At 59.5% G+C, this 18333-nt stretch carries 18 protein-coding genes and 1 pseudogene; 11 read left to right on the top strand and 8 right to left on the bottom strand.

The features are described from left to right. Nucleotides 1–46 precede the first annotated feature (46 nt). From T18_RS28110 to T18_RS25095, 4 genes are all read right to left on the bottom strand, one after another. On the bottom strand, nt 47–295 hold the full coding sequence (locus T18_RS28110) for a hypothetical protein (RefSeq protein ID WP_038496529.1): 249 nt from the start codon (nt 293–295) through the stop codon (nt 47–49). 57 nt (nt 296–352) lie between these two features. Continuing rightward, a complete protein-coding gene (locus T18_RS25105; RefSeq protein ID WP_038496532.1) occupies nt 353–1108 on the bottom strand; it encodes an SDR family NAD(P)-dependent oxidoreductase in 756 nt (251 codons plus the stop codon). Nucleotides 1109–1275: 167 nt separating this feature from the next. Continuing rightward, nucleotides 1276–2217, bottom strand: a complete 942-nt coding sequence (locus T18_RS25100) for a LysR family transcriptional regulator (RefSeq protein ID WP_038496535.1) — start codon at nt 2215–2217, stop codon at nt 1276–1278. Between the two features lie 232 nt (nt 2218–2449). Continuing rightward, nucleotides 2450–3430 (bottom strand): LysR family transcriptional regulator, encoded by a 981-nt coding sequence (locus T18_RS25095; RefSeq protein ID WP_038496538.1) that lies wholly within the window; start codon nt 3428–3430, stop codon nt 2450–2452. Nucleotides 3431–3662: 232 nt separating this feature from the next. Here T18_RS25095 and T18_RS25090 point away from each other — a divergent pair, with 232 nt between their 5' ends. The 8 genes from T18_RS25090 (at nt 3663) to T18_RS25055 (ending at nt 12775) form a co-directional block, all read left to right on the top strand. Then, nucleotides 3663–4754 carry an ABC transporter ATP-binding protein gene (locus tag T18_RS25090; RefSeq protein ID WP_038496541.1) on the top strand — a complete coding sequence of 364 codons (1092 nt, stop codon included), beginning with the start codon at nt 3663–3665 and terminating at the stop codon, nt 4752–4754. 32 nt (nt 4755–4786) lie between these two features. Continuing rightward, nucleotides 4787–5518: an HAD-IA family hydrolase gene (locus T18_RS25085; protein ID WP_038496544.1), complete on the top strand. Its 732-nt coding sequence runs from the start codon at nt 4787–4789 to the stop codon at nt 5516–5518. Nucleotides 5519–5537: 19 nt separating this feature from the next. Beyond that, on the top strand, nt 5538–6842 hold the full coding sequence (locus T18_RS25080) for an NAD(P)/FAD-dependent oxidoreductase (RefSeq protein ID WP_038496547.1): 1305 nt from the start codon (nt 5538–5540) through the stop codon (nt 6840–6842). A 61-nt stretch (nt 6843–6903) separates the two neighbouring features. Further along, complete coding sequence (locus T18_RS25075) at nt 6904–7944, top strand: ABC transporter substrate-binding protein (RefSeq protein ID WP_038496550.1); 1041 nt, start codon at nt 6904–6906, stop codon at nt 7942–7944. A 24-nt stretch (nt 7945–7968) separates the two neighbouring features. Beyond that, nucleotides 7969–8841, top strand: a complete 873-nt coding sequence (locus T18_RS25070; protein WP_038496560.1) for an ABC transporter permease — start codon at nt 7969–7971, stop codon at nt 8839–8841. A gap of 3 nt (nt 8842–8844) precedes the next feature. Continuing rightward, nucleotides 8845–9642: an ABC transporter permease gene (locus T18_RS25065; RefSeq protein WP_038496563.1), complete on the top strand. Its 798-nt coding sequence runs from the start codon at nt 8845–8847 to the stop codon at nt 9640–9642. Continuing rightward, nucleotides 9639–11333, top strand: coding sequence for a GMC family oxidoreductase (locus T18_RS25060; RefSeq protein ID WP_038496566.1), 1695 nt, complete (start codon nt 9639–9641; stop codon nt 11331–11333). Before T18_RS25065 ends, T18_RS25060 begins: the two co-directional genes overlap by 4 nt. A 17-nt stretch (nt 11334–11350) precedes the next feature. Then, nucleotides 11351–12775 carry an aldehyde dehydrogenase family protein gene (locus T18_RS25055; RefSeq protein ID WP_038496569.1) on the top strand — a complete coding sequence of 475 codons (1425 nt, stop codon included), beginning with the start codon at nt 11351–11353 and terminating at the stop codon, nt 12773–12775. Between the two features lie 103 nt (nt 12776–12878). On the opposite strand, the gene T18_RS25050 is transcribed toward T18_RS25055, so the two are convergent. Further along, nucleotides 12879–13625, bottom strand: coding sequence for an SDR family oxidoreductase (locus T18_RS25050; protein ID WP_038496572.1), 747 nt, complete (start codon nt 13623–13625; stop codon nt 12879–12881). 96 nt (nt 13626–13721) lie between these two features. On the opposite strand from T18_RS25050, the gene T18_RS25045 reads away from it, so the two are divergent. From T18_RS25045 to T18_RS28105, 3 genes and pseudogenes are all read left to right on the top strand, one after another. Further along, on the top strand, nt 13722–14654 hold the full coding sequence (locus tag T18_RS25045) for an AraC family transcriptional regulator (protein WP_038496575.1): 933 nt from the start codon (nt 13722–13724) through the stop codon (nt 14652–14654). A gap of 702 nt (nt 14655–15356) precedes the next feature. Next, nucleotides 15357–15611, top strand: a pseudogene (locus T18_RS25040) (OsmC family protein); the annotation flags it as partial. Between the two features lie 28 nt (nt 15612–15639). Beyond that, the gene (locus tag T18_RS28105; protein ID WP_038496577.1) at nt 15640–15765 is read left to right on the top strand and encodes a hypothetical protein; all 126 of its coding nucleotides are present in this window, start codon (nt 15640–15642) and stop codon (nt 15763–15765) included. Between the two features lie 55 nt (nt 15766–15820). Here the strand turns inward: T18_RS28105 and T18_RS25035 are convergent, their stop codons facing one another. From T18_RS25035 to T18_RS25025, 3 genes are all read right to left on the bottom strand, one after another. Further along, on the bottom strand, nt 15821–16180 hold the full coding sequence (locus tag T18_RS25035) for an EF-hand domain-containing protein (RefSeq protein WP_038496580.1): 360 nt from the start codon (nt 16178–16180) through the stop codon (nt 15821–15823). A gap of 89 nt (nt 16181–16269) precedes the next feature. Continuing rightward, nucleotides 16270–17130, bottom strand: a complete 861-nt coding sequence (locus tag T18_RS25030) for a quinone oxidoreductase family protein (RefSeq protein WP_236760467.1) — start codon at nt 17128–17130, stop codon at nt 16270–16272. Nucleotides 17131–17198: 68 nt separating this feature from the next. Beyond that, the gene (locus T18_RS25025; RefSeq protein WP_038496586.1) at nt 17199–18098 is read right to left on the bottom strand and encodes a transglutaminase family protein; all 900 of its coding nucleotides are present in this window, start codon (nt 18096–18098) and stop codon (nt 17199–17201) included. Nucleotides 18099–18333 lie beyond the last annotated feature (235 nt).

Raw genomic sequence — 18333 nt, 5'->3', positions numbered from 1 at the left:
ACCACCATGTGTTTGGTAGGAGGATCATCCATGGGCCTTGACATCGTCAATACGCGCGATCCTTGGTCGCGCCCTTTTCGCTGAGATAGCGGGGGCCATTCTGACCTGCCGTAATCATACTTCGTCGGCGCGCAATGCTGCGTCCTGCTATGTCGAGAAGGTCGCCGTGGTGGACCGGCCGGAGAAGCACCCGGATCAGCACTTTGTTGTGTTCGGGATGTTTGGGATCTTCGACGTCGACTGCCTGAAGAACGTCCTCAGGCTTGCCATGCTTGAAATAGACTGCGGCACGCATCGCGGGCTCTCCTTGAGAACGAAAGTGGAGCGGCTGTCAGCCGCTCCTGCTGTGGTGTCAAACCTGGGCCTGGCCGCCGTCGGCGAAGAGCTCGGCGCCGTTGACGAAGCTCGCATCGTCGGAGGCGAGGAACAGGGTTGCCTTGGCGATTTCCTCGGATTCGCCGACACGGCCGAGCGGGATCCGCGAGGCGAGATAGTCGAGCAGGCCCTGCTGCTGTTCCTTGTCATCACCGGCAAGCTCAACGAGGCCGGGAGTGCGTGTGGCGCCGGGCGAGACGACGTTGACGCGGATGCCGGTGCCCTTCAGGTCAAGCGCCCAGGAGCGTGCCAGGTTGCGAACGGCGGCCTTGGAGGCAGAGTAGACGGAGAAGGCGGCCGTGCCTTCAGTGCCTGCGGTCGAGCCGGTCAGCACGACCGACGAGCCCTTGGTGAGCAGCGGAAGCGCTTTCTGCACCGTGAAGATGACGGCCTTCACGTTGCGGCCGAAGGTCTCATCTATCTGTTCCTCGGTGATCTGACCGAGCGCAAGCATGCTGCCGCCACCGGCGTTGACGACGAGGGCGTCAAGACGACCCTGTTCAGCTTTAACCTGAGCGAACAGCTTGTCGAGGTCGTCGTTGCTCGAGGAGTCGGCTTGTACGCCTACCGCGCCATGGCCGATCTCAGCCACTGCCTTGTCGAGCGCATCCTTGCGGCGGCCGGTGATGTAAACGCGTGCGCCTTCGGCGGCGAAAAGCTTGGCAGTTGCTAGGCCGATGCCGCTCGTTGCTCCGGTCACGACAGCGATCTTGTTTTCAAGTCTGTTGGTCATTTTACTCTCCTGATGCCGGGCGCGGGAAAGGGTTCAGCCCGAATGCGCGGCCTGTTGAAATCTTGAAACTGTTCGGGAAGTGGCGTTGGCCATTGGCCCTGTCGCCATCCGATGAGGAGAAGTTAGTTCATCAGTTTGTCGGCCAGAAGCCGCTCAGGGTGGAGACATTATCCATGGGGATGGATGGTCTCCGCAGGCACATTGCGTCTGACATCGACGGCTTCGAATATCTTCGCTGCCCATTCCGTAAAGGCACGCAGCCGCGGGTTTGGAAATCGGTCGGCCGGGTAGACGAGGTGCAGTGGATGATTGTCCGGCTTCCACTCAGGCAACAGTTCGACCAGCGCTCCGCTATTGAAATGGGGCCGCGCGAGAAATCCGAAGCTTTGGCCAATTCCCAGTCCCGACAGCAGCGCGTTCAGATGCGCGGTACTCTCGTTGACGGAAACGCCGCCAGAGGCCGGGAGATACTCGCTTCGCTCTTCGCCGTGCTGAAAGCGCAATGGAAATCTCTTGCCAGATGATGCGGAGAAATAACTGACGATCCGATGCTGCTCGATATCCTCCGGTCGCTCCGGCAACTCCAGGCCATTCAGATAAGCGGGTGATGCACAAATCACGTAGTCCAACTCGCACAGCTTGCGCGCCTTCATCGAGGAGTCACTCAGCGCCCCGCCGCGAATGACGCAATCGATCCCTTCACTGATGAGGTCGGCGGGGCGATCGCTGACGCCAAGCATGAGGTCGATATCGGGATACAGGTGCTGAAAATCGGAGAGCGCGGGGATGAGGATCTGATTTGCCAGCACTGACCCGATGTCCACGCGCAGCTTTCCTTTGGGCGCGCTGCGGGAGCCGGCGACAGTGCCATCCATGTCATCGAGATCGGCGAGGAGCTTGAGCGCACGCTCGTGATAGGCGACGCCTTCGGTGGTCATCGTGACGGACCGCGTGGTGCGCTCCACGAGCTTTGTCCCGAGATGTGCCTCAAGATCCTGCACAAGTTTACTGACAGAGGACCGGGGCAGGTTCATCGTATCCGCCGCCTTGGCGAAAGAGCCGGCTTCGGCGACGCGGACAAACGTTCGAATGGCGAGTATCTGATCCACGGTAAGCCTGCAAGATTGGGTTCGTTGAGATGAAATCTATACCCGACGGATGACACCGGCCATGCAAGTTATTGCTCCAGCTGGATGATTTTGCGACATTTATAGGCTAAGCTGGGTTTGAGATCGTATACTGCTTTCGGCTCGGCATGACCGATCCGACGCTTTGCTTATGCGGCAAACCTCAATTTTTAAGACGCTTAGGTTTATGTCGGTGTCGTCGGTTCGGATCCCTTTAAGAGCCTTGTTTTTGATTGATGGTTACGTCGGAACCCACTGAATCGATATTCAAATTCGGATAAAGCGCGCTCACCGCTTCGACGTCTGCCTTTAATTCACCGATCATCCATTCCTTGACCTGCGTGACGATCGGTCGGGCAGGCTTGGTACGCAGCCGGATAAGATGGCAGCGCCGGCCGGTGACCATCAATTGTTCTCTCGCTGGAACCAGTGTCCGTGTCCGCAGCCAATGGGCGACGACGTTAAGCCAGCCAAGCGCCACGCCCTGGCCCAGAAGAGCAGCTTGCACGACGATGGCGTAATCGGAGAAGATCATCGAATTCTGCGGGTCGCTGCCGCTGGCCGGTGTGAACAGCGTCGACCAGTTGGGTTGCGCATCGCTTAGGTTGATCGTCGTATCCGGCACGCGATCAATATCGTTGCCGGAAATGGCATGGCTTTCCCTGTAGCCCGGACTGCATATCGGCAGCAGGATTTCGGGCATGACGAAAGCTGCCTCGTGATGCCTGTCCGGTCCGTCTACGAAGCGCATCCCAAGATCGACGTCGTTGACCGGCCCCGCCAGGGCGCCCATCATGAGCTGAAAACGAAGATCGACATTGGGAAATTCCCTTTTGAATTCGGCCATTCTCGGCATCATCCAGTGCGTGGTGAAGCCGGTCGAGACGGAAAGGGACACGGTTTCGATACCGGTTCGGCGATCCTCGATTTCCCGCAAGGCGCTTTCTATTCCGGCGAAGCCTCTGGCAATCGCATCGAAAAGCAGCTGGCCGGGTTCGGTCAGCATCACGCCACCGGGCTGCCGAAGAAACAATGTCGTATCAAGATGTTCCTCCAGTCGGGACATCATGCGGCTAACAGCCGCCGGCGTTACGTTCAATTCGTCAGCTGCCCTTGAAAAACTGCCGCAGCGCGCAGCGGCCTCGAAAGTGAAGAGGCCGTTCATGGAGGGCAGGGAGCGACGGAGAAATTTCATTACACTATGTAACATCGTATAGATTTTTTTTCAATTGCCTATCCGCCTTTTGTTTGGTCTCTTTGATGTCAACGAAGGCGAGAGACCTTCCGTGAATTGAGGGGAACGCGACAGATTGGTTTCAGGTCGACGCCGGGCGTCACAGGCTGCAAATCTGCTCTTCGTTCTGTAAACACGCGCTGCCATACGTCGGATTACCACCGGATGTACCGGGATTTTTTAGTGGAATCATATGATTGAGCAGCCAAATACAGAGCGGGTAGGCGTTTCCCTCAAAGAGGCGGTCAAGTGCTACGGAACGTTTCGTGCGCTGGACAATGTCAATCTCGATGTCTCTCCCGGCGAATTCGTTTCCATTCTCGGGCCTTCGGGATCAGGCAAGACCACGTTGCTGGGAATTCTCGGTGGCTTTGTCCAGCCGACATCGGGGTCAATTTGGTTAGGCGATCGGGATATTACATTTGAGCCACCGCATAAGCGGGATATCGGTATCGTCTTTCAGAACTATGCGCTCTTTCCGCATATGAGCGTCGGCGAAAACATCACCTTTCCGCTAAGGGCGCGGCGGCTGCCGAAGGCGAGCTGGCCGGTGAAACTCAAGGCCGCGCTCGAGATGGTCGAACTCACCGGTTATGAGAGCAGGCGTATCCACGAATTGTCGGGGGGCCAACGTCAGCGCGTGGCGCTGGCGCGCGCCATGATCTTCGAGCCGGGCCTCATTCTCATGGACGAGCCGCTTTCGGCGCTCGACAAGCAGCTGCGCGAGACCATGCAGATCGAACTCAAACGCCTGCATAAGCGGCTCGGCGCCACGATCGTCTATGTCACGCATGATCAGCGCGAGGCGCTGACGATGAGCGACCGCGTGGCGATCATGCACAGGGGACGTCTGGTGCAGGTCGATACGCCGGAGCGCCTGCATGATCGTCCCGTCAACGCCTTCGTCGCCCGTTTCATTGGCGAGGCGACCCTGCTTGCGGTTCGGCGCGAAAGCGAAACCGCGGTGCGGCTGGGAGACCGGCTGCTGCACACGGCGCATCGCGTGCCGGAAGGCGAAAACCTGCATCTCGTGGTTCATTCGGAAAAACTCGTGGTGGCGGATGGCGCTCAAGCCGATGGCGGCAACAGCCTGACAGGCACTGTCACGGATACGCTTTATCAGGGCGAAAGCATTCGGGTTTTCGTGCGGCTGGACAGTGGCGACGATCTGAGTTTTCGGCTTCCCAGCAACCACACAGGCCGCGCGCTCATGAAATCGCCGGGCGAAGTGATCGCGCTTTCACTCCACCCCGAAGACACGGTGATCGTTCCCGAAGCGGGTTGATACATTCCATGCAGTAAACAAGGATGAAGACTATGCAGCTTACGCAATTCAAGGTCATGACCTTCGATGTGGTCGGCACTTTGATCGATTTCGAAACGGGTGTGCTTAATGCGGTGCGTGCGCTCGGCGGCGAAAAGGCGGCCAGGGCCACCGACGACGAGATTTTCGAACCCTACAAGCGCGGCCGCGACAAGTTCTATGGACGGTCTTCCTTCGCCATGAAAGACGTCTATCTTTCTCTCGCCAACGAACTCGGTTTCAACAATGATGACGCCACAGCGGAAGCCTTCCAGCTTGCCGTGCTGCGCTGGCCTGCTTTCGCGGATTCCGTGGAAGCGCTCGCCCGCCTGCGCAAGAACTTTCGTCTTGTCGCCATGACGAATGCCGACCGTACGGCGTTTTCCGCCTATTCCGATACGCTTGGTAATCCGTTTCACGACAGCGTCACCTGTGATGAGGCCGGATGCGCCAAGCCCAATCCGCAGTTTTTTGCCTTTAACAAGGGGCGTCAGTCGGTTTTCGGTTTCAAGCAGTCAGAAATCCTGCATGTCGCCCAGAGCCAGCATCACGATATCGGCGTGGCCCGCGAACTTGGCTACACGACCTGCTGGATCGAGCGTCGCCAGGGCCAGCAGGGGTTCGGTGGAACCCCGGCTCCGAAGGTGGTGACCAGGCCCGATTTCCACTTCTCCTCGCTCAAGCAACTGGCCGATGCGGTGGACGCGGAGCTTGCTGCCGGCGTCAAGACGGCAACGGCAGCCTGAACGCGAGAGAGCCGTACCGATGGCCGCACACCCCCCTTTTCCTGATATCAACTCCCTCTGGCAGGAGACGGCTTCAAGCCGTCCTGCCTTAGACCGGCTCTCGGGTGATCGTCGGTTTGATGTCGCTATCATCGGCGGTGGCTATACGGGCCTTTCCGCGGCGCGCTATCTGGCCCGCCGCGGCCTGTCTCCGGTGGTGCTGGAGGCAAGCCGGATCGGATGGGGCGCGAGCGGCCGCAATGGTGGCGTGGTGTCGGGGAAGTTCCGGCTTTCCTTCTCCGACATCGCCGCCCGCTACGGGATAGAGACGGCGCGGCGCATGCATGATCTCGGTATCGAGGCCATCGATCATGTCGGCGAACTGGTAGACGATTATGCAATCGCCGCTGCCGATTATCGCCCAACCGGTTCGCTGCGCTGTGCCCACAATCAGCTGTCGCTCGATGGCCTGAAAAAAGAAGTCGAGTGGCTACGTGGATCGCTTGGCGACCACTCCTGCACCATTCTCTCACCGGAGGAAATGGAGGCGGAGACAGGCTCACGCGATTTCGTCGGCGGCATGCTCAATACCCATGGCGGCGTCATTCACCCCTTGAATTTCGTTTTGGGCATGGCGGCCGGATTGAGTGCCGCAGGCATCGCGATCCACGAGAACACGCCGGTGGCGGCATTCGGGCGAGATGGCGCCGGCATCGTTCTTGAAACGCCTGACGGTGTCGTTTCGGCCCGACAGGTGGTGATCGCCAGCAATTCCTATTCCGATCTGACGCCGGCCACGTCGGCGGTCCGCAAATCCATCATTCCCTTCCGCTCCGCAATGATTGCGACCGAGCCGCTGACCGGCAGACGGGATGCTTCCCTCCTGTCGCAGGGACGCAGCTATACCGAGACGCGGCGCATGATGCGCTGGTTCCGCAAGGCCGGAGACCGTGTGATTTATGGCGGGCGCGGCGCCTTCGGCAAGGCGGATTCCCAAAGCGCGTTTGCGGCGCTGCACAAAGCCATGGTGCGGCAGTTTCCAGAACTCGCAGCGGTATCGGTCACCCATCGCTGGTCCGGCCTCGTGGCGATGACGATGGACAGCATTCCGCATCTGGGCCGGCTGGACGACCGGGTCGTCTATGCAGTCGGTTATAATGGAACCGGGGTGGCCATGGCCTCCAACATGGGCCGCTACGTTGCGGCCATGGTTGCCGGGCAAAGTCCCGATCTCGGACTCTTGACCGCGGAGCCGCTCAAACCAGTGCCTTTTTATCCCATCAGGGAGCCAGCCGTCCGGCTCGTCGCCGGCTGGTATCAGTTCCTCGATGCAATCGGGCGCTAAGACCCGACAGTCGCATGCCAACAGGGGCGACAGCGCCTCGCCATAAAGAGGAGAACAACAAATGAAATACAGATTTTCCATGCTCGTGCTTTCCGCATCCGCCGCCGTCTTTTCGGCTGACTTGGCCTCGGCGGAACAGGTCACCTTCGTCTCGCAGGGCGGCGCCTACCAGGAGGCGCAGACCAAGGCGATCCTCGATCCCGTCGCCAAGCTGCTTGGCATCACTGTCAATCAGGACAGCGCGCCGGATGCCTGGCCGGTGATCAAGACGCAGTCCGCATCCGGCAAGATCGTCTGGGACGTCATCGACACGCCGGCGAAGGATTGCATACGCGGCGGGGAACAGGGAATGATCGAGAAACTCGATTTTTCCAAGATACCCAATGCGGAAAAGATGCCGGCCGAATACAAAAGCCCCTATTCGGTCGCCTATGAATTCTACTCGAGCGTGCTTGCCTACAACAAGGACAAGTTCGGCGGCAACCCGCCCAAGAGCTGGTCGGATTTCTGGGATGTAAAGAAATTTCCGGGTACGCGGGCGCTGCGTAACCATCCCCTGGCGACACTTGAGGCCGCTTTGCTCGCCGATGGCGTGCCAGTGGACAAGCTTTATCCGCTCGATGTCGACCGGGCTTTCAAGAAGCTCGAGGAGATCAAACCCTATGTCACGGTGTGGTGGACCTCCGGCGCCCAGTCAGCGCAGCTTCTAGCCGATGGTGAAGTCGACATGGAGATGGCGTGGAACGGCCGCGTTGCTGCGGTGGTGAAGGAAGGCGCGCCGATCGGTTATTCGTTCAACGAAGGTTTCCTTCAGTATACGTCGCTCTGCATTCTCAAGGGCGCGCCGAACCTCGAAACGGCGGTCAAGTTCGTCAACGCGGCGCTGACCCCTGAAATCCAGGCGAATTTCCCGGCCTATATCGATTACGGTCCAGGCAATCCTGAAGCGTACAAGACCGGCAAGATTTCGCCGGAACGCGCTGCCGAAATGCCGAGTTCGCCGAACAATGCCGCACTTCAGGTTCTGGTGTCGGATGAGTGGTGGAGTTCACCAGCCGGTGAGGAGGCGCAAAAACGCTGGGCGCAGTTCATCCAGAAATGATGGTCGGCCTGTGGAGGGTCACTGATGGCACAGTCGAAACGAAATCCGTCGGCGCTGCATGAGCAGCGTGAGCAAAGGCTCATGCTGATGCTACTGGCGCCAGCGCTTGCGGTCGTCGTCGTTCTGCTGGTCCTGCCGCTTCTGTGGCTGGGCTGGCAGTCGATCCGCCAGGATGGCGGCTTTACGCTCGTTCACTATCAGCGGTTCCTGACGGATTCCGTCTACTGGATGACCTTCCTTCAGACCTTCCGCATTGCGGCGGTCGTAACGTTGATGACCGTGCTCCTCGGCTATCCCGTCGCCTATGTGGCGGCGGGCCTGCCTCAGCGCCGGAGCGTGCTCGTTCTCGCCATGGTGCTGCTGCCTTTCTGGACATCCGTTCTGGTGCGCGCCTATGCTTGGCTCATCCTGCTGCAGCGCAACGGCATCATCAATTCAGCGTTGACGGGATCTGGCCTGATCGATGCGCCGCTCCGGCTGGTCAACAACGAATTCGGCACGGTCATGGCGACGATCCACATCCTGCTGCCCTTCATGGTGCTGCCGCTTTATGCAACGATGAAGAAAATACCCGCGGAACTGACCATGGCCGGTGCCAGCCTCGGCGGCTCACCCATGCATGTCTTTTGGCGGGTTTTCCTGCCGCTGTCGCTGCCGGGCATGATCGCCGGCATGGTGCTGGTCTTCGTGCTCACCCTTGGTTTTTATATCACGCCGGAACTGCTGGGCGGCGGGCGCACCTACATGGTCTCCATGCTCGTTTCACGCAACATCGAGGTGTATAACGAATGGGGCGCGGCTTCGTCGATCAGCGTCGTCCTGCTTGTCTGCGTTTTTCTGGTTTTCCGGCTGGCGAGCCTCATCATTCCGTTCGAACGCATCATGGGAACGAGGTGACACATGAGCCTGTCGAAAATCCTTCTCTACGGCTTTGTAGCGCTCGTTCTCGCCTGGCTGATGATCCCCATCCTGATCATCCTGCCAATGTCCTTTTCCGGCGCGCGCTTCCTCGCTTTTCCGCCGCCGTCCTGGTCGCTGCGCTGGTACGAGGCCTATCTCGGCAGCGCCGCCTGGATGCAGGCAACGCGTGTAAGCTTGATCGTCGCTGTCTTCAGCGCCGTCATTGCTACCATTTTAGGGACTGCAGCGGCCTATGCTCTCAACCTCACGCAATCGCGGCTGGTACGCAGCCTGCAGGCGCTGCTGCTTCTGCCTCTGATCGTGCCGATCGTCATCACCGCTGTCGGTGTCTTTCTGGTTTACGCGCAGATCGGGCTTCTCGCCTCGCTGACCGGGCTGGTTCTCGCCAACGTCATGCTTGGTCTGCCCTATGTCGTTACCTCCGTCCTCGTTGGGCTGCGCAAGTTCGACCACACGCAGGAGATGGTGTCGCGAAGTCTCGGCATGAACCGCTGGCGGACCTTCTTCATCGTCACCCTGCCGCAAATCCGCCCGAGCGTCATTTCCGGCCTGCTCTTTGCATTCATCTCTGCCATCGATGAAACGGTGGTTTCGCTTTTCATTTCCGGCGGCGAATACCAGACGCTCACCAAGCGCATGTTCACCGCGCTGCGCGACGAGATCGATCCGACCATTGCCTCGATCAGCTCCCTGCTGACGGCGATCTCGTTCATCCTGCTGATGCTGGCAGCGATCAATGCCCGCAACATCGAATATTCGCAGGGGCGAGCGACATGATCGTCGATCACCTGATCCTCGGCGGCGGATCGGCGGGCTGTGTACTGGCCGCACGCCTTTCCGCAGATCCGCGGCGGACGGTCGTTCTGGTTGAGGCCGGGCGTAATATTTCGGCGGACGATATCCCGGATGAGGTGCGCGGCCGTTATCCCGGTCGGGCCTATCTCGATGCGCGCAATATCTGGTCGCACCTCACGGCGTTGATGGGCCATCCCCGTTCCAACACGGCGCCCCGTCCACCGCGTCGCTACGAGCAGGCGCGGCTTTTGGGCGGAGGCTCGGCGATCAATGCGCTGATGGCCAATCGCGGCGCACCTGCCGACTACGCCGAATGGCAGGCGCTTGGCGCGGACGGCTGGGGCTGGTGCGATTGCCTGCCCTATTTCCTGAAGATCGAAGCCGACAGGGATTTCGACGGGCCGCTTCATGGTGCGGACGGACCGCTGACGATCCGGCGCATATCCGACGACAGGATTTCCCCTTTCGTCGACCGAGTCATGAAAACGCTCAACCGCCGCGGCCATCCGATAAAACCTGATCAGAACGGAGCATGGGAAGACGGCGTCTTTCGCGGTGCGATTGCCGTCAGCGATAGTGGGGAGCGCTTGCCGACTTCGGTTGCCTATCTGACGGCGGATGTGCGCAAACGCCCGAATCTAAGGATCATCACCGAAAGCGTCGCGGACCGCATCCTGTTCGATGGCCGTCGAGCCACGGGCGCGAGATTGACAGGTGCGACGGCGGAGACGATCCAAGCGTCGGAAGTGATTGTCTCTGCCGGCGCCATCCACACACCCGCGTTGCTGATGCGCTCCGGTATCGGCCCCGTCGGTGACATTGCCGCCTTGGGGGGCGATGTCGTGGCCAGCCGCAACGGCGTCGGGCGCAATCTGATGGAGCATCCCTCGATCGCCGTCGCTGCCTATCTGCCGCCGCAGATGCGGGTGCGTGACAGGAGCGAACACCACGAACAGGCGATCTGGCGTTTCTCGTCGGGTCTCGACGGCGTGCCGCAGGGTGACATGCATGCCGCCATCCTGTCGCGATCCGGCTGGCATTCCATCGGTTTGCGGCTGGGCAGCCTGTTCTTCTGGGTCAACAAGTCCTATTCGCGCGGCTTCGTGAAGCTTGTTTCGCTTGATCCCCATGTCGAGCCCGAGGTCGACTTCAGAATGCTGAGCGACGAGCGTGATCTGAGGCGGCTCAAGCTTGCGCTGCGTCTGGGAGCGGAGGCCCTGTCCGATCCTTTCATGGCGGGGCACTGCGGCACTGTTTTTCCATCGAGCTATTCGCCCCGGGTGGCGAAGGTCGCTGTACCCGGGACATGGAACGCGTTACAGCGGGGTGTTTTCTCGGGCCTTCTGGATGTTGCGGGTCCGCTGCGCCCCGCATTGGTACATTCGGCGATAACACTCGGAACGACCATGCGGGGGCTGCTTGAAGACGACGATGCGTTGACGGAATTCGTCCGCCGCCATGTGGGCGGCACATGGCATCCTTCGGGAACGTGCCGCATGGGATCGGCTGACGATCCCATGGCGGTGACGTCGTCTACGGGCCGCGTGCACGGCGTGGAAGGATTGAGGGTCTGCGACGCATCGTTGATGCCGTCGATCCCTTGCGCCAATACCAACATTCCCACAATCATGATCGCGGAGCGGGTCGCCGACTTCATCCTGGCCGGCCGCTGAGATCATTGGAGACGGATATGGACAATTATCTCAAATTCTACATCGACGGCGACTGGGTCGATCCGCTTGGCGGCCAGCGTCTACCCGTTGTGGACCCCGCCACCGAAGAGCCTTTCGCGGAGATAGCCATGGGATCGGCGGCGGATGCCGAGCGCGCCATCGCCGCCGCGCGCCGCGCCTTTGCGGCCTTTTCGCAGACCACGCGGGAAGAGCGCCTCGGTCTGCTTGAGCGCATTCTTGAGATACTGAAACGTCGGCAGGACGAGATCGGCGACGTGATCTCGCGCGAGATGGGCGCACCAAGAAAAATGGCGCGGGATGAGCAGGCGGGTATCGGCGTGGCGCATTTCGAGCAGACAATCCGCGCCATAAGCGATTTTCCGTTCGAATACATGCAGGGCACGACCCGCATCGTCCATGAGCCGATCGGTGTTGTCGGCATGATCACGCCGTGGAACTGGCCAATTAACCAGATCGCCTGCAAGGTGGCTCCGGCGCTCGCCACCGGCTGCACCATGGTGCTGAAACCCTCGGAAATCGCGCCGCTCAACGCCATACTTTTCGCCGAAATCCTGCACGAGGCCGGTGTTCCCAAGGGCGCGTTCAATCTTGTCAATGGTGACGGCCCGACCGTGGGTGCGGTACTGGCGAGCCATTCCGATGTCGACATGGTTTCCTTCACCGGCTCGACACGCGCCGGCATTTCGGTAGCGCAGGCGGCGGCCCCGACGGTGAAGCGCGTGCATCAGGAACTGGGCGGCAAATCGCCCAATATCGTGCTCCGCAGTGCTGATCTCGACGCCGCCGTGCCCGCCGGGGTGATCAAGTGCTTTGCCAATTCCGGCCAGTCCTGCAATGCGCCGACCCGTCTTCTCGTCCCAGCGGAGCATATGGATCGGGTGATCGGCATCGCCCGTGCGGCGGCGGAATCGGTCCGTGTCGGTGCACCCGGCGATGCCCAGACGGATATCGGGCCAGTGGCCAGCAAACTGCAATTCGACAAGATCCAGAGCCTTATCCGAAAAGGGGTGGAGGAAGGGGCGGAGCTCGTCGCCGGCGGGCTCGACCGGCCAGCGCATCTGAACAGCGGCTATTATGTGCGGCCGACAGTTTTTGCGCGCGTTACGAACGACATGACGATCGCCCGTGAAGAGATTTTCGGTCCTGTGCTTGCCATCCTTGGTTATGGCAGCGAGGACGAGGCGGTGAATATCGCCAACGACACGCCTTATGGGCTGGCATCCTATATTCAGGGTTCACCGGAAGAGGCGCGTGCCTTCGCACGGCGGCTAAGGACCGGCATAGTACGCCTCAACAGCTCTGCCTGGGATGGCGCTGCCCCCTTCGGCGGCTACAAGCAATCGGGCAACGGTCGGGAATACGGTAAGTTCGGTCTGCACGAGTTCACCGAAATCAAAGGCATGGTCGGCTTCGGAGACTGAGCGTTATGCCCATGCGGCCCAAGCCAACCACTGGGCGGGAGGAGACAGAGAGCAGCAGAAAGCGTGGCAAAACCAGCCCTTGCCGCCCTTGCCGCCATCCTCGTCAGCGCGCCTGAGCAAGCGCGACAGCATCCGCTCCAGCAGGGAAGCGGAGCTGATTCTCGGTACCGTGAACGGCCTGCCAGACTGCTTCTGCAACATCGCTTGCCGTGGTGGTCAGGGCCGGATTCGCGAACGCCTCGAGAATTGGCTGTGCGAAGTCTGCATATCCGCCAGGAAGGAGCTCCGAGACAGGAACAATGGCATTTGCCCCGAACCGGGTGGTTGGTGCATAACCGGGCTCGATGAGCTTCACGCGGACCCCAAAATAGCCGAGCTCATGCGCGAGCGAAGCCGAGAAGCCTTCAATGGCCTGTTTGGTGGCGGTATAGGCTGCCGCGAGTGGGAATTCTCCCAAAGTAACGCTCGACGTGACATTGATGATGGTGCCGGACCGGCGCTCGCGCATCTGCGGGATGACAGCCTGGCACATCGCCATGACGCCAATCGTGTTGGTCTCGACAAGCTGGCGGATGAGGGACATCGGCATCGCCTCGAACGCACCGACACCGCCAATCCCAGCATTATTCACCAGTACGTCAATCGAACCGGCAGAACCGATCAGTTCTGCGATGCTCTCTGGACTGGTGACATCGAGCGGCAGCACGCGCAGCCGGTCGGTTTCGGCAAACCGCGACGGGTCCGGGCGCCGCATGGTTGCGACAACATTCCACCCCCGAGAAAGGAAATGTTCCGCGGTGGCCTTGCCGTAGCCCGATGATGTCCCGGTAATGAGGATGGTCTTGGTCATGTCACGCTCCTTGGATTCGGTCCGGTACCAATAGACAGCCATTCCAATACGATCTATAATTTACAATCCATAAAACATTACGGATCGTACAATTTCATGGATCCTCTCAGCGATATCATCACCCTCTTGCGGCCGAGCGCCGCGATAGCGAAGCCCATCTCTGGGCGCGGTCAATGGGGGGTTCGCTATAGATCGTATGACGCACCCGGCTTCACAGTCGTCCTGACCGGAGAAGCATGGGTCACATTAGGTGGTCGGGAGCCGCTTCGGATTGCCGAAGGCGATTTCCTCCTTTTGCCGACTACGCCGGCGTTCTCGCTATGCAGCAAACCAGGCACACCCTGCATTCCCGCTGAACCTCTGGCTAAAGCTGTCCGCCACGGCGAGCAGGAAGGAGAGCCCGATTTCGCGGCACTGGGCGGAAGCTTCTCGATTGAGAGTGTCAACGCGCCGCTACTGCTCGCGCTGCTTCCTGATCATATCCATATTTCCGCCTCAGCGGGGCGCACGACGCGATTTGGCCGTCTGATCGAACTACTGTCTGAGGAGTGCGTTACCAACCATCCTGGCAAGGAACTGATCATCCAGCGATTGCTGGAGACGCTGCTGGTAGAGGCATTGCGGTGGGACATTATCGGCAACAACGCAGTGTTGGCAGGCTTATTGAGCGGGCTACGCGATCCCGCCATTGCCCGTGTCCTGCGTGCCATACACGAGGACGTGCGGACGAGGTGGACGGTCGCCAATCTTGCAGGAATAGCGGGCATGTCGCGATCGGCCTTCGCCGCGCGGTTCCATGGAATTCTTGGTTGTGCGCCAATCGAATATCTGGCGCGCTGGCGCATTGCACTTGCCAAGGATGCACTCCTGAGCGGCGGGAAGTCGCTCGACCGAATCGCGGAAGAGATTGGTTATGAATCCGCCAGTGCCTTCAGCACAGCGTTTAGCAAAAGGCTTGGCTGCTCCCCGGGCAGGTTTGCCAGAGGGTACGTCACCGGTGTCAGTCTTGGCCTGCTTGCCGTCACATGACGCTATCTGCCGCTGACCGGTCACGCGCGAGCGGCAAATTTCTGGCTGCGCCCTCGGCTCCGCGAACAACCCGCCTTGGGACCGGAGCTGTCGAACGGTTTGTTGCCGCTTGTGGTAACTGAGATCAAGATCCCGTCAGACTGGAATGGCCCAAAACTGGCCTCTCCAGCAGTAATATAAGTTGTTGGCATGCCATAGGGTCCAGGATGCACGAAGTCTCGAATGACTGGGTAGTCGGTTCAAAATTCTTTCAAGGCAATGAATATAGCCCGTGCTTACGCGAGACCGCATGGCGGGCAAGACGACTACTACTGATCCGTGATCACCGGTATGTTGCTGCCGTTGAGGATTATGCCCATCAAGTTCGATTGCCGCTCGTAGACCGGAAGATTCATCAACCCCAGAAAATATCACGATAGACGCATTGGTTGAGGCGCGGCAGCTCAAGAATCTGAATGAGCACTACGAATAATCGCGGCCCGAACTTAGGGCCGCGATTAACGTGTGTTAGCCGTTGTTATCGGACAGACTTGAACGCTGCTCGCGAAGCGCGTTAAGAGCGATACGGCTTGGCTGAGGCCAATCTTGTCCTGTCGATCCAGACGTAATTTTTGGCGAAATGTGTTCCGGCCATGCTAGGCGGCGAGAGTTGTCATGTCCCGGACAGTGCCGGCAGGCTCAGGCAGCAACACCGCTATCTGCGCCTGCTGCCGGCTCGGGGCCTTGGGCCTGGCTGCAGCCAAGCGCAAGATCCGGTTGCCGGCCGAGACCGCCATCGACGCGGAAGTTGATCTCGGCATGACCGGAGACGCCTATCACCTGCAGGCGTGCTTGAACATCAGCCTGCCGGGCCTTGATGCCGATGTTGCGCGCGGGCTGATCGACGAAGCCCACCAGACGTGTCCCTATTCGAAGGCCACGCGTGGCAATATCGCGGTCGAGCTGAAGCTTGCCTGAGCAGTCTGAGAAGTCCATGGAGTGTACGATGAAACGCCTGATCGTTGGCATGCTGGCGCTTGCCGTCTTTGCAGCGCCTTGCATCTATGACGTGTTTTCGCCGGAACCATCCCCTGTGGCGGCGCTCGCCACAGCCGTTGGTCTTCGAAGGTAGATAGACCGGAAATCGGAAAGGGAGCGACTGCGAAAACGGTCGCTCCCATTTACCATCAGGACTCGTCGGCGTTGTCCTTGAGTAGCGCCGCAGCCTCCAGAGCCGAGGGATCGGCGCTGAGAAGAAGGTATTCGAGCATTGATTTCAAGGTTGGATCGCAAAGGGCCGCCGGCATCAGCAGGCCCGTCGTGTTCATCTCATCCTGGCTGACCATTCCATCGCCGTCGTGGTCCATGCGTTCGCTGTAATCGACGGTTGGTTTAACCTGTTCATCAAGGGCGATGCCGGGTTTCAGGATCTCGTTGAATGTCTTGAATTCATCAGAATTGAGTTTTCCGTCTCCGTCCTTGTCGAATTTCGCAAACTCATTGTTGAGCATTTGCGACAGGGGGCGGGCATTGTTGATCGTCGTCACGATTTCGTATCTCCGGTCAGTGGGACTTGGGTGTCGTGGCAGTTTGAAAGAAGACCCGTCCGCGATCGAACAAGCGACGGTAGTTGGCTTCATCCGACTGTCGGACAGGCATTCAGCAGCAGCTTGCCGGTCGTGCGGCGGCTTGCCATGTCAGCATGCGCCCTTGCCGCGTCTGCCAGGGGATAGCTCCCGCCGATGTTGACCTTGAGCGACCCGTCTAGGATCCAATCGAAAAGCTGCTGGGTACGAGCGCGAAGGAGTTCGGGAGTTTGGATGTGGTCTGAAAAGACCGCGTAGCCGATCTTGATGCTTTTCGGCAGGCTCATGATCTCCAGAGATCCGGGCCCTCCGAGCACTGGGCCATACCAGCAGAACGTACCTGACCGGCGAAGAGCGTCGAGCGAACCCTTGAAGGTCCTTGGGCCGGAGCCGTCATAGACCACATCCACGCCTTTGCCCTCAGTCAGGCGCAGCACTTCGTCAGCGAAGTGTCCCTCCGTGTCCACGACAACGGCCTCGGCCCCTGCCTGCTTGGCAATTTCGACCTTGTCGCGGGATGAAACGCGACCAATAACGCGCCCGCCTCTTAACTTGATGATCTGTGTCAGCAACAGGCCGACACCGCCAGCCGCTGCATGGACAAGTGCTGTATCCCCGGCGCGCACGGGATAGAAATCGGTCGCGAAATGGCTGGCGGTCAATCCCTGCATCATGAGCGATGCCGCTGTTTGGTCGTCGATATAATCGGGGATATTCACCAGCGTCGCCGCCGGGATCGATATACGTTCGGCATAGCTTCCCGGAGCGTAGACCCAGGCGACGCGATCCCCAATTGCAAACTCGGTCACGCCTTCACCAAGAGCAAGCACGCGTCCTGCACCTTCGACACCAAGTATTTTCGGGTTTGCGGTTTCCGTCCAAGCCATGCCCTGGCGAACACCAATGTCCATGAAGTTCACGCCCGCCACAGCGATTTCGACGAGGACATGTCCAGGCGTTGCGACTGGCTCAGGATGGTTCACGACCTCGATGACATCGGTATCCCCGATGCCGTTGTGACGTTGACCTGGACTGACATGCCCTCGTAGTCAGCGGCTGTTCCGTCGTAACTTCCCCACAAAGGAACTGCCTGCTTCGGATCCCGCGCCACCCCAACACGGATAAGATCACGGTTGCCCACGATACCGTTGGTTGGGTCGAACTCAGCCCAACCTGCGCCCGGCAAATAGATTTGGCACCACGCATGGGTGGAACCGCCGCCGAGGGTGGTGGATCCGTCTCGGTCTGGAACGTAGATATAGCCGGTGACGAATCTGGCCGCGAACCCAAGTGATCGTGCGGCCTCCATCATAAGTAGCGCGAAGTCGCGGCAGGTTCCCTTGCGAAGCTGCAGCGTCTCGGTCGGCGCTTGCGTTCCATGCTCTTGTCGTCGGGCATAGATGAAACTTTCATGGATGGCGTAGCACAACGTCATCAACAGGTGCCCAGTTTCAGTGGGTTGCCCGATTCGCACGAATTGGCGCGCCCATTTACCGACCTGATCATGTGGATCAGCGTAATGGCGCTGGATGGTTCGTTCCAGATCCAGCGCTTCGTCTGGATCATATGAAAAGGGGTAAGTCAAAGCTTCCTGATCGATTTGCAGATCAATTGCGACATAGGGTGTATGGTCAAGGCGAATGACGGTTTCGAAGCGGAGCTCACGTGAGGGTTGAGCAAAGCCGATCACTGCGACGCAGTTTCCGAACACATCATGGATCCAACGAAGATAGTCCGGTTCCGGGTCGATGAGGAGGTGGGAGCTCAACAGCGTCTGATCGAAACTGTCTCTCGGTCTGAACAAAAGTCTGTGCTCTCCGAACTCAACCGGCCGTTTATAACGATAGGACGTAACGTGTCGGACGGTAAATATTGTCATCGATCACCGGGGGGTACGAGGTCCAAGACGGCTGGCACCGTATCACTCTAAAGAAGCACATGCATTGTTACGTCGTTCCAGCTGGCAAGAGATAATCCGCGCGGGCGATTGCCCCCAACCTATTGGCGACAATCCGGGTGAGGTTGAAAACCGTGATGCAGCCTATCAAATGTCCCGAAGAAGCCCACGCCTAGTCCACCTTGGGCCCGCCCGATGCGTTCGCGAAGTTGAGCTA

It is taken from the genome of Rhizobium sp. TBD182 (genome assembly GCF_001950375.1).
GTDB classification, from domain to species: Bacteria; Pseudomonadota; Alphaproteobacteria; order Rhizobiales; family Rhizobiaceae; genus Agrobacterium; species Agrobacterium tumefaciens.
Note: the sequence above shows the minus strand (reverse complement) of the source record. Positions and strands in the feature narration are given on the sequence as shown.

Coding starts and splice junctions, on each gene's coding strand:
- T18_RS28110 (WP_038496529.1), bottom strand. CDS start 295: ATGCGTGCCGCAGTCTATTTCAAGCATGGCAAGCCTGAGGACGTTCTT.
- T18_RS25105 (WP_038496532.1), bottom strand. CDS start 1,108: ATGACCAACAGACTTGAAAACAAGATCGCTGTCGTGACCGGAGCAACG.
- T18_RS25095 (WP_038496538.1), bottom strand. CDS start 3,430: ATGAAATTTCTCCGTCGCTCCCTGCCCTCCATGAACGGCCTCTTCACT.
- T18_RS25090 (WP_038496541.1), top strand. CDS start 3,663: ATGATTGAGCAGCCAAATACAGAGCGGGTAGGCGTTTCCCTCAAAGAG.
- T18_RS25085 (WP_038496544.1), top strand. CDS start 4,787: ATGCAGCTTACGCAATTCAAGGTCATGACCTTCGATGTGGTCGGCACT.
- T18_RS25080 (WP_038496547.1), top strand. CDS start 5,538: ATGGCCGCACACCCCCCTTTTCCTGATATCAACTCCCTCTGGCAGGAG.
- T18_RS25075 (WP_038496550.1), top strand. CDS start 6,904: ATGAAATACAGATTTTCCATGCTCGTGCTTTCCGCATCCGCCGCCGTC.
- T18_RS25070 (WP_038496560.1), top strand. CDS start 7,969: ATGGCACAGTCGAAACGAAATCCGTCGGCGCTGCATGAGCAGCGTGAG.
- T18_RS25065 (WP_038496563.1), top strand. CDS start 8,845: ATGAGCCTGTCGAAAATCCTTCTCTACGGCTTTGTAGCGCTCGTTCTC.
- T18_RS25060 (WP_038496566.1), top strand. CDS start 9,639: ATGATCGTCGATCACCTGATCCTCGGCGGCGGATCGGCGGGCTGTGTA.
- T18_RS25055 (WP_038496569.1), top strand. CDS start 11,351: ATGGACAATTATCTCAAATTCTACATCGACGGCGACTGGGTCGATCCG.
- T18_RS25050 (WP_038496572.1), bottom strand. CDS start 13,625: ATGACCAAGACCATCCTCATTACCGGGACATCATCGGGCTACGGCAAG.
- T18_RS25045 (WP_038496575.1), top strand. CDS start 13,722: ATGGATCCTCTCAGCGATATCATCACCCTCTTGCGGCCGAGCGCCGCG.
- T18_RS28105 (WP_038496577.1), top strand. CDS start 15,640: ATGAAACGCCTGATCGTTGGCATGCTGGCGCTTGCCGTCTTTGCAGCG.
- T18_RS25030 (WP_236760467.1), bottom strand. CDS start 17,130: ATGGACATTGGTGTTCGCCAGGGCATGGCTTGGACGGAAACCGCAAAC.
- T18_RS25025 (WP_038496586.1), bottom strand. CDS start 18,098: ATGACAATATTTACCGTCCGACACGTTACGTCCTATCGTTATAAACGG.